This window comes from Mesorhizobium sp. (assembly GCF_004962925.1).
Classification (GTDB): domain Bacteria; phylum Pseudomonadota; class Alphaproteobacteria; order Rhizobiales; family Rhizobiaceae; genus Mesorhizobium.
Genome location: NZ_SUEO01000230.1, coordinates 1 through 9956 on the forward strand (window position 1 = coordinate 1; position 9956 = coordinate 9956).

Genomic DNA, 9956 nt, shown 5'->3' on the forward strand with positions numbered 1-9956 from the left:
GTCGCCCTGATCATAGGCTCGCTGCCGGTGTTCGCCGGGCTGGCGGTCGTGCTGCCGATCCTCGGTCACGCCACCTGGCACGTCTATCGCAAAGTTGTGGAATCGCCGGCTTCCACCAAACCGGCGAACACCGGCAGCGAGCCTATGATCAGGGCGACGGCGACAATCAGTCCCCAGACAGCCATCACGATCGGGTTCGCCAGGACCACCCGCACCGAGGTGTGGATGGCTTCATAGGCACCGACGTCGCGGTCGAGCAAGAGCGGGAACGCGACGACCGTAGTGCACAACACGACCGCGGCGAAGAGGAAGCCGATAGCGTGGCCCAGGATGATCAGCGTCCAGCCACGTCCCGTGGCGAATATTTCGCTGATGAAGCCGGATAGCGATTCCGGCGGCGCCGGGCCGAAGAGGTTTTGGTAAAATGCCTGCGCGGTCAAAAGCCAGGCAACGAAGATCGCAAGCAGCATGATGCCGACCGCCGCGATAGCCGGCAGCGCCGGAGAATTCCTGACCTCGAAGGCGTGGCCCCAGGAGGCGTCCAGCCCAGCCTCCCGTCGCCGGCTGATCTCATAAAGGCCGAGCGCCGCGAATGGACCGATCAGCGCAAAACCCGACACCAGCGGAAACAGCAACGGCAGCGCATTGTTGCCCGATGTCCAGACGGCGAGCACGACGCCGACAAGCGGATAGATCAGACAGAGGAAAACGATATGCGACGGTTTGACCATGAAATCGTCGACGCCACGCCTGAGCGCGTCGAAAAGGTCGGAAACGCCAATCTTTCGAATTCTGGTGTGTTCCAGCGTCTCGCTGGCGCCTGCAATCACGTGAAAACTTGCCATGACCATTCCTCCAGACCAGGTCCGGTAAGGTCGCGGTTCACGGTGCCGTCGTTCAGCGTGACTGGCCACGCAAAACCGCGACCTGCACCATGATCAACATACTCTCTTGCATGGCGTTTGTCGCCCTTTGTCAGAACAGCGCGGCTCCAGTGATCAGGCTAGCTCTAACGGCCTTTCTTCGATATTCTCCAAAGTGGGTTGAAGGGTGAAGGTCATGGATGGAAAGACCGTTCTCATACTCGGCCTTGGCATAGTTATTCTGCTGTTGCTGGGCTTCTGTGCACTGCCAACGTGAGATTCGAGCAGGTTCGGCCACACCTCGTTCGGCAATCGCCGACTGACTGTCTCAATCTGGCAAGCAAATCCGAGGTATACCGTCAATTTCCGGCTGACATGACGGCACGCAATACGATGGTGTCGGCAAGCAGCACGGCAAAGATCGCGAAGAGATAGAAAATCGAATAGGCAAACAGCGCCTTTGCGCGTTTCATCTCCCAGCCTTCAACCCTTTTGTCGACCAGAAGCTTCCAGGCATGCCAGATGAAGCCTGCGCCCAATGCGGCCGAAACAATCCCGTAGAATCCGCTCGCGAAGCCGAAAGCCCAAGGCAGCACGCCGATTGGTGCCAGGATCAGCGAATAGACGAAGATTTGTTTTCTGGTTGAAGCCTGGCCGGCCACGTTCGGCATCATGGGAATGCCGGCCGCGGCATAGTCGCCGATCTTGAACAGTGCGAGGGCCCAGAAATGCGGCGGCGTCCAGAGGAAAATGATCAGAAACAGGATGAGGCTTTCAATCCCGACGGTGCCAGTGGCCGCCGCCCACCCGATGACAGGAGGAAGGGCACCCGCGGCGCCGCCTATGACGATATTCTGCGGCGTCGAGCGTTTCAGCCACATTGTATAGACGACGACGTAGAAGAAAATGGTGAAGGCCAGCAGCGCTGCGGCAAGCCACCCCACCAGCACGCCGAGCGTCATGACCGAAAGTACGGAAAGCACCAGGCCGAAGCCGAGAGCTTCGCCTGGCGTGACCCGGCCTGATGGGACCGGCCGCTTTGACGTGCGCGACATCAACGCATCAATATCGGCATCATACCACATGTTGAGAGCCCCGGCCGCTCCTGCTCCAACCGCAATTGCACCGATTGCTATCACGGCGATGACCGGATTCATCACCCCGGGCGCCACCATCAGGCCAACGAAAGCGGTAAAGACAGCAAGCGCCATGACGCGCGGCTTCAGAAGCGCGAAGAAGTCACTGACCGTGGCTTCCGAGATCTGGATACCGGTATCCTCGAGGCCGCTTTCCCGAGCCGACATTTCAGGCGACCACCGATGGAAGCGGGCAATCTGACCGACCGAACGGTCGGCGGAAGAGCCAGGTCACTTCCTGGCGGAAGAACCGGGTTACTTCCTGGAGGAAGAACCGGGTCATTTGGAGAATTGCTTCAGATAGGCGATGACGTTGGCGACGTCTTCCTCCTTCTTGAGGCCGGGAAACGCCATCTTTGTGCCTTTGACCATGGCCTTGGGATCTTGAAGGTAGCTGGTCAGCGTGGCTTCGTCCCATTTGACGCCGGATTTACCCGCCTCGGTCATGGCTTTGGAATATTTGAACCCCGGATGCGTGCCGGCCGTCCGGCCGATGACGCCGCTCAACGACGGACCGACCTTGTTCTGGTCCTTGTCCGCGACGTGACAGACCTTGCATTTGGTGAAGACCTTCTCACCCGCGGCGGCATCCTGTGCCTGCGATTGGTTTGTGATGAACGTCGCAACGGACACGACGGCGAAAAACGCGATTGCACGCATGGCATTTCCTCCCCGATCGCCAAGTCTGCCTTGGACGATCTGCGCGTGCCGACACGGCATGCGCCCCTTGCACGACAGAGCGGAATATCCGCGTCTCCCGCTATGGAATTGCGGCGTCTACATACCACAGAATTTGGCTGGCAGATAGAAGAAGCCCACCGGCAAGATTGCCGCCAAAGCGACGAGGGAGCTCGACGGCGCGCAGTCGGAACGCATCCCGGGTCGGAGGCGTTAGAACAGCTACGGTTCAACGTCCCCAAGATCAAAGATCAGAGAAGCGTCCATGAACGACAGCAGCGTCCTGGAGGTGCGCCACGGCACCCTCACGATCGACGGCGAGACGGTCTTCTACAGAGAGGCAGGCCCTGAAGCCGCGCCGGTGTTGCTGCTTCCGCATGGCTATCCCTGCTCATCCTTTGAATATCGCCGGCTGATGCCGGCGCTCGCTGATCGGTGGCGGACGGTCGCGCCGGACTTCCCCGGCTTTGGCTACAGTGGAACCCCCGATCCGGCGCGGTTCGGTTATGATTTCGACGCCTACGCGACTTTCCTGGAGCGGTTCACCGACGCGCTGGGGCTCGGCAGCTACGCACTGTGGCTGCACGACTACGGCTCGCAGATCGGCCTGCGCCACGCCATAGCGCATCCGTCGCGGATCAAGGCCCTTATCATCCAGAATGGCGACATCTACGCGGATGCTCTTGGCCCCAAATACGAAACGATCCAGCGTTTCTGGCGGGATCCTTCACCAGCGAACCGTGCGCCGCTGGAAAAAGCGGTGAGCGAGGACGGCTTTCGCGCCGAGTTCGTGGGTGAAGTCGATGACGACGTCGCCCAACGTGTGCCGCCCGATCTGTGAAATTGCATTGGCCGCTGATGGATACGCCCGTGCGCCGCGCGCTTTCAGTCGGACTGATGGAGAAGCTCAAGGCTAATCTCGACTGGTTTCCTCGTTACCAGGAGTACCTGCGCGAACAGCGGCCGCCGGCAATGATTCTTTGGGGGCCGAAGGACGAATACATGCCCGAGCCGGCAGCGCGCGCCTATCTGCGCGATCTTCCCGAGGCCGAGCTGCATTTGCTGAACGACGCAGGGCACTGGCTGCTGGAGACCCATTTCGATGTCGCCCTGCCGCTGGTGCGACGGTTTCTTGGCGAGGCCCTGCATTAGTCGCCCGCACAGAGGAGCACTTCATGACCGACAACGCCACAATTGCCCGGATCTGGCGCGGAAGGACACGCCGTGATCTGGCAGATGCCTACGAGCCATATCTACGCCGCGAAGGCATTCCGCCGCTTCAGGAGAAGGCACTTGGCGTGCAGCTATTTCGCGAAGATCGCGAAGAAGAAACAGAGTTCGTGACGATCTCATATTGGCCTGACGTCGAAGCCATGGCGAGCTTCACCGGCGGCGACCCGCACAAGATCCATCACCTGCCGCGCGACGAAGAGTTTCTTGTCGAACTGCCAAACCGAGTGACCGTGATGCGGATTCTCGTCAATCAGTCGCCTCGCGATTAGGGCGGCGGTAACGGCTGCAGCTGATTCTCGCGATGTTCATCAGCCGAGTTCTAAAGGCAGGCCGCCATCAGCGCGTCGGTCTCGATCCCGGGTGCGGAGAATTCCTGCACGAAGTTCCCGTCCTTCAGCACCAGGACCCGATCGCAGACCTTCGGCAGTTCCTCAATCTCGCTGGACACGAAAATGATGCTTTTGCCCTCCGCGGCGAGCTGGCGAATGATGGCATAGATTTGCGACTTCGCTTCGACGTCGACACCCCGGGTCGGCTCGTCGAGCAGCAGGATACGGCTGCCGGCATAGACCCAGCGGCCGATCACCACTTTCTGCTGATTGCCGCCCGAAAGCGTGCCGACCGGCGTGTCGATACGCGCCGTCTTGATACCGATACGACGGATGATGTCGCCCGCCGCTTCTGCCATCCTCGATGCCGAGATGACGCCGTTCACTGCCACCTTCGAGAAGTCGGTAGCGACGGTGTTTTCGTTCACGCCGAGCAGCGGCATGATGCCGTCCTCCTTGCGGCTTTCCGGCGTCATGCCGATCCCGCTCTTGACCCGCTCGCCATAGGAGCCACGGGTGATGTCCTTGTCACCGAGCAGCACGGTGCCGGCGCGCACGCCATCGAGCCCGCCGATCGCCCTCAGCAGCTCGGTGCGGCCCGAGCCGAGCAGGCCGGCAAAACCCAGCACTTCACCGCATTTGAGGTCGAAGCTGACACCGGCAAGCTTCGGCGGCACGGCAAGATCGCGCACCGACAGCACGGTAGCGCCTCCCCTCGCCGCGCCGACGAGTCGATCCTCCTGCCCGCTGCGACCGAGCATCAGCCGGATGATCTCGGCGGTGTCGGCGCCAGCAAGCTCGACGGTCCCCGCAACCTTGCCGTCGCGCATCACCGTGGCAGCCTCGGCGATCTGCCGGATCTCGCTCATGCGATGGCTGACATAGATCACCGCGATGCCGGCGGCGGCCAGGCTGCGCACGGCGTTGAACAGGAGCTCGACTTCGGCTGCCGCGAGCGAGCTGGTCGGCTCGTCGAGGATGACGAGCTTCGGTTCGCCGATCATGACGCGGGCGATCTCGACGAGCTGTCGTTCGGCCGGGCTCAGCGTCGCGACGCGGCGGCGCGGATCGAGCTTCAGCCCGAGCCGGGCCAGCGTCTCGCGCGCCTGATGCTCCATGTCGCCATGGGAAAGCACGCCCATGCTGGACGGCCAGCGGCCGAGGAACAGGTTCTCGGCGATGCTCATGCCGACGATCAGGCTGAGCTCCTGATAGACGGCGCTCACGCCGAGCCGGGCAGCTTCGACCGTGCGCTGGGTGCCGGAACCGGTCAGCGCCGCGCCGTCGATCGTGACCTCGCCGCTGTCAGGCAGTGTGGCCCCGGTCAGCAGCCGGATCAGTGTCGATTTCCCCGCACCGTTCTTGCCGAGCAGGGCGCGGACTTCGCCGCGGCGGATCTCGAAATCGACATCGTCCAGCGCAAGCACGCCGGGATAGTGCTTGGTCGCGCCACGCACTGCGGCGACCAAGGTCTGCGGATCCTGCTGGCGGGCGGTCTGCATGGCTGATCCTCTCCCGGTTTCCGTCAGGCGCCGAAAATGCGGCGTTCGCGATAGCGCGTAACCAGGATGTTGGCGAGCACGGCGGCGACGATGATGACGCCGCGCACCACTTCCTGGAAGAACGGATTGATGCCGCGCAGCACCAGCCCGTTGCCGATCAGCGTGATGACGAAGACGCCGAGCAGCGTGCCAAGCATCGAGCCGCGTCCGCCCGACAGAGCCGTGCCGCCGATGACGACGGCTGCGATCACGTCGAATTCGAGGCCGGAGGCGGTACCGGCATTGCCGGAGCCGAGGCGCGCGGTCAACAGCACGCCGGCAAGTGCTGCCATCACGCCCGAGGTGGTGAAGATCAGCACGCGAATGCGCGCGACGTTGATGCCGCAGAGTTCGGCGGCATTGGCGTTGCCGCCGACGGCGAAGATCGAACGGCCGTAGGCGGTCTTCTGGCTGACGAAGGAGAAGATGGCGAACAGCACCAGCATGACGATGGCTGAGGTGGGGATGCCGAAGATGTTGTCGGCAAGGATGTCGAGGAAAGCGTTGTCGGGGAAGGTGACCGGCAGCGCGTTGGTGGTGAAGAACGACATGCCGCGCAGCGCGCTCCACAGGCCGAGTGTGGCAACGAAGGACGGCACCCCGAAATAAGCGCGCAGCGATCCGGCGAAAGTGCCGAGCGCACCGCCGATGGCAAGTGCGGCCAGGATGGCGAGCGCGACGTTGACGTCGGCCTTCAGCATGAAGGCCAGGCAGACGGAGGTGAAAGCGACCATCGGCCCGACGCTGACGTCGATCTCGCCGGCGATGATGATCAGCGTCACCGCCCAGGCGGCAATCGCGATGGAGGCTGCGTCGCGCAGCAGCGAGAGATGGTTGTTGGCCGACAGAAAGCCGTTGGTGGTCGCGCCGAAGCCGAAATAGAGCAGGAGCAAAATGACGATCAGGCCGATCTCGTTCATGTCGAGCGCAAACAGGCGAAAGCCGCGCCGACGGTCGGGGGTGGTTGTGGTGACGCTCATCGCAATCTTCCTCGTCAAGGCCGGTGGCAGGTGTAGCGAACGGAGCCTGTGAGGCTTTCACCGGGCGCCAGCCTCACCAGCCCGCCGCCGGAGGGCATGTTATGGCCGTCAGCGCTGTGGCTCATCGGTTCGAAACAGAAGAAATCATAGTCGTAACCGGCATCGAAGGCCGGATCGGAAACGAAGACCAGATAGCGGGAAAAGAGGGGATCGGCATCGATCGCCAGTGCAATCCCGCTCTCCGGCCAGTCGATGTCAGCCCCGCCGTTCCAGCCCTCGAAAACCGTGTTGACCCAGCGGCGCGGCAGGCCGCGCGGTTGGGAGAAGTCGATATCGCCGGCGACCGGATGCTCGACGGTCGGCAGCCAGGAAGAATCCTCATCCCAACAGGAGCGAGCGGCCGCCTTGAGCGTGGTTCCTTTGGTCAACGAGAAATATGGATGCCAGCCGAGGCCGAACGGCAGCGCGAACGCGCCGCGATTGGTGACGGACAGCGTGGTCGTCAGTGTAGAGCCGTCGATCGAAAAGCGCTGTTCGGCATCGTAGGCATACGGAGTGCCGGTGCCGCGGTGGCTGAACGTAAGTACAATCTCTGTGCTTGTGTGGCGGACAATTTGCCATTCGCCGGTCCAGCCGCCGCCATGCAGATAATGCCTGTCCCAGTCCATGTTGGGGGTGAGCGAATGCTCCTGGCCTTCGAAGGAAAAGCGATTGTCGCGCACCCGGTTGCCGAAGGGCACCAGCGGAAAACAGCCCGATTTTAGCGCTTCTCGTTCCGGCCCCTGCGGTGGCTCGCGAAACAGCGGCACCTCCACATCGCCCGAAAGCGAAAGAAACCGCCAAATCGCTCCACCGGTCGTGGTGACGGTGAGGGCCAGTGCTTCGTTGGCGATCTCGATATCGGCCATCGCTCAGTCCGGAAACTCGACAATGACTTTTCCCGAGCGTCCGCCTGCCATCAGCGCATAGGCCTCGGGCGCTTTTTCCAGCGGGAAGGCGTCGGTGATGATGTCGTGCGGGTGCAGGCCCCAGGCGTCGAGATCCTCGCAGCACTGGTCCATATTGTGGACGCTGGTCACCCATGAGCCGTAGATGGTCCGCTGGCGGTGCAGAAGGTCGTCGCTGACGTCGAATTCGACCTTGCCGGTTTCGCCGATATAGACGCAGCGCCCCCAGGTGCGCGTCGCCTGCAGTGCCAGCAGCCGGCCGCGGGGATTGCCGGAGCAGTCGATGGCGACTGCAGCACCGCCCTTGGTCAACTCGTTGATGGCGCCGAGCGCGTCCGGCCCGGCGACGAGGCCGTGATCGAGCAGGCCAAGCTTCCTCGCCGTCTCGACCCGATCGGGTTGAGTATCGACGCCGATCGCCAGGCGCGCGCCACGGCCCTTGGCAAGCATCAGCGCCGCCATGCCGACCGGCCCGAGGCCGACGACGAGCACCGCGTCACTGCCCGAAACATTGCCGCGCAGCACAGCCTCGTAAGCGGTGCCGACGCCACACGAGATGAAGCAGCCGTCGCGGTAGGACAGTGTGTCGGGAAGGTGCACGAGATCGTGCTCGTCCGCGATGAGATATTCGGCGTGGCCGCCGTCGCGCTGCCAGCCATAGGCGGCACGCTGTGGATCGGTGCAGGAGATCTGAAACCCCTTGCGGCAGTTGCGGCAGAAGCCGCAGCCGGAAATATGATAGACGGCGACGCGATCACCCGGCTTGAAATGCCGGCAGCCGGCGCCAAGGTCGACCACCTGCCCGGCCGGCTCGTGCCCCGCCACGACGCCCTGATAGGACGTGCGCGGATCGTCGCCGAGATGCCTGTGATAGATGTAGTGGATGTCGCTGCCGCAGATGCCGGACGCCTTCATCTTCACGAGCACCTGGCCGATACCCGGCTTCGGACGGTCGATTTCGCGCAGGTCGACAGTAGAATTGCCTGGAAGGTAGGCGGCAAGCATTTTTGGCATGATCAAGCTCCGGGCCCCGGTTCTTTCGACCGCGGGCAGTATCCGAGATTGTCGGTTTCCCGAAAAGGCTGGCCTCCGGGATGCGGCGGCCAGCATCGCATGGTTCGGGAGGATGCGATCAGGAAAGGCCATCCTTGTGGGTTTCGAGCCACTTCTTGGCGTCGTCGGCCGATTTGAAGATCGATATGCCCATGGGCACGATGATATCGGCGGCCTTCCCGCCCTCGGCGCCATTCAGCGCCTGTTCGAGCGCCAGCTTGCCGATGCCCTGGCCGGACACGTCGGCGACTGCCTTCATCACCGAGAAGTCGGCGAGTTCGGTCGCGGCTGAAGACGTCATGTCGGCGGCGAAGACGACGACTTTTCCGGCCAGGCCGCGTTGCTTGATGGTGCGCACTGCACCGGTGCCGGCATCGCCGCCTTCGCCGAAGAAAGCGTCGATATCCGGGTTGGCCGACAGCATCTGATCGCTGACCGACACGGCATCATCGAGCACCGTGCCGCGCTGGTTCGCGGAGATGACGTAGCCCGGAACCTTGGCTTTGAGCGCCGCCTCGAAGCCGTCGCGGCGTTTGACGCAGACTTCGACGAATTCGCAGTTCAGCACCCCGATCTTCGGCTCCTTGATGCCCTGGGCGATGAAATAATCGGCCGCGACGTCGCCGAGCTGGCGGCCGAACTCCGTCGGATCGGCAACCGCATAGGCATAGACATATTTCTTCATGTCGGCGTCGTTGATGCAGGTGTTGTAGCACACGACCGGAATGCCCGCCTCATGCGCCCGCTTGATGGCGCGCACCGAACCGTCGGCGGAGACGGCGGAGAGGATGATAGCCTTGACGTTGGCCGAGATCAGGCGGTCGATGAAAGAGGCTTCGGCGCCCGGATCGGCGCGAGCATTCGTCTCGAGCAGGTCGATCTCCTTGCCCATCGATTTGGCGCTGTCCTGGATGCCCTTGCGCACGGCGGCATAAAAACCGACGTCGTCGAGATAGATGGCACCGATGCCGGTCGAATCGGCCAATGCCGGCGCTGCCGCCGAACCAACCGTGGCCGCTGCAAGTGCTGCAATTGCAAACTGCTTTATGGATTTCATGTCGTCCTCCCAACGGATGGTGAATTGTGCCGTCGCGGCGCCGCAGCCAAGTCGGACTGCAGGCAACCTCTCCCTACGGGACTTGCCCAATCCGAGATCGGCGCTAGGCGTCTAGATCGGATCAAACTGAATTATAGAT

At 62.5% G+C, this 9956-nt stretch carries 9 protein-coding genes and 1 pseudogene; 2 read left to right on the top strand and 8 right to left on the bottom strand.

The annotated features are described in order from the left end of the window. Positions 1 to 83: 83 nt before the first annotated feature. The 3 genes from E5W87_RS30075 to E5W87_RS30085 all read right to left on the bottom strand — a co-directional run bounded on the left by E5W87_RS30075 (position 84) and on the right by E5W87_RS30085 (position 2659). On the bottom strand, positions 84 to 845 hold the full coding sequence (locus E5W87_RS30075; RefSeq protein ID WP_292405931.1) for a DUF2189 domain-containing protein: 762 nt from the start codon (positions 843 to 845) through the stop codon (positions 84 to 86). A gap of 377 nt (positions 846 to 1222) precedes the next feature. Beyond that, positions 1223 to 2167, bottom strand: coding sequence for a heme o synthase (locus E5W87_RS30080; RefSeq protein WP_292405934.1), 945 nt, complete (start codon positions 2165 to 2167; stop codon positions 1223 to 1225). Between the two features lie 111 nt (positions 2168 to 2278). Next, entirely contained in the window at positions 2279 to 2659 is a 381-nt protein-coding gene (locus E5W87_RS30085) for a cytochrome c family protein (RefSeq protein ID WP_292405937.1), read from the bottom strand. 283 nt (positions 2660 to 2942) lie between these two features. Here E5W87_RS30085 and E5W87_RS30090 point away from each other — a divergent pair. Beyond that, a pseudogene (locus E5W87_RS30090) lies at positions 2943 to 3829 on the top strand (alpha/beta fold hydrolase). Between the two features lie 23 nt (positions 3830 to 3852). After that, on the top strand, positions 3853 to 4179 hold the full coding sequence (locus E5W87_RS30095; RefSeq protein WP_292405940.1) for a hypothetical protein: 327 nt from the start codon (positions 3853 to 3855) through the stop codon (positions 4177 to 4179). A gap of 50 nt (positions 4180 to 4229) precedes the next feature. Here E5W87_RS30095 and E5W87_RS30100 read toward each other — a convergent pair whose 3' ends face one another. The 5 genes from E5W87_RS30100 to E5W87_RS30120 all read right to left on the bottom strand — a co-directional run bounded on the left by E5W87_RS30100 (position 4230) and on the right by E5W87_RS30120 (position 9817). Beyond that, a complete protein-coding gene (locus E5W87_RS30100; protein WP_292405943.1) occupies positions 4230 to 5741 on the bottom strand; it encodes a sugar ABC transporter ATP-binding protein in 1512 nt (503 codons plus the stop codon). 23 nt (positions 5742 to 5764) lie between these two features. Further along, positions 5765 to 6760: an ABC transporter permease gene (locus E5W87_RS30105; RefSeq protein ID WP_292405946.1), complete on the bottom strand. Its 996-nt coding sequence runs from the start codon at positions 6758 to 6760 to the stop codon at positions 5765 to 5767. A 14-nt stretch (positions 6761 to 6774) separates the two neighbouring features. Continuing rightward, a complete protein-coding gene (locus E5W87_RS30110; protein ID WP_292405950.1) occupies positions 6775 to 7668 on the bottom strand; it encodes an aldose 1-epimerase in 894 nt (297 codons plus the stop codon). A gap of 3 nt (positions 7669 to 7671) precedes the next feature. Further along, entirely contained in the window at positions 7672 to 8721 is a 1050-nt protein-coding gene (locus tag E5W87_RS30115; RefSeq protein WP_292405952.1) for a zinc-binding dehydrogenase, read from the bottom strand. A 118-nt stretch (positions 8722 to 8839) separates the two neighbouring features. After that, on the bottom strand, positions 8840 to 9817 hold the full coding sequence (locus tag E5W87_RS30120) for a substrate-binding domain-containing protein (RefSeq protein ID WP_292405955.1): 978 nt from the start codon (positions 9815 to 9817) through the stop codon (positions 8840 to 8842). Positions 9818 to 9956 lie beyond the last annotated feature (139 nt).

Coding starts and splice junctions, on each gene's coding strand:
- E5W87_RS30115 (WP_292405952.1), bottom strand. CDS start 8,721: ATGCCAAAAATGCTTGCCGCCTACCTTCCAGGCAATTCTACTGTCGAC.
- E5W87_RS30075 (WP_292405931.1), bottom strand. CDS start 845: ATGGCAAGTTTTCACGTGATTGCAGGCGCCAGCGAGACGCTGGAACAC.
- E5W87_RS30105 (WP_292405946.1), bottom strand. CDS start 6,760: ATGAGCGTCACCACAACCACCCCCGACCGTCGGCGCGGCTTTCGCCTG.
- E5W87_RS30120 (WP_292405955.1), bottom strand. CDS start 9,817: ATGAAATCCATAAAGCAGTTTGCAATTGCAGCACTTGCAGCGGCCACG.
- E5W87_RS30080 (WP_292405934.1), bottom strand. CDS start 2,167: ATGTCGGCTCGGGAAAGCGGCCTCGAGGATACCGGTATCCAGATCTCG.
- E5W87_RS30095 (WP_292405940.1), top strand. CDS start 3,853: ATGACCGACAACGCCACAATTGCCCGGATCTGGCGCGGAAGGACACGC.
- E5W87_RS30085 (WP_292405937.1), bottom strand. CDS start 2,659: ATGCGTGCAATCGCGTTTTTCGCCGTCGTGTCCGTTGCGACGTTCATC.
- E5W87_RS30110 (WP_292405950.1), bottom strand. CDS start 7,668: ATGGCCGATATCGAGATCGCCAACGAAGCACTGGCCCTCACCGTCACC.
- E5W87_RS30100 (WP_292405943.1), bottom strand. CDS start 5,741: ATGCAGACCGCCCGCCAGCAGGATCCGCAGACCTTGGTCGCCGCAGTG.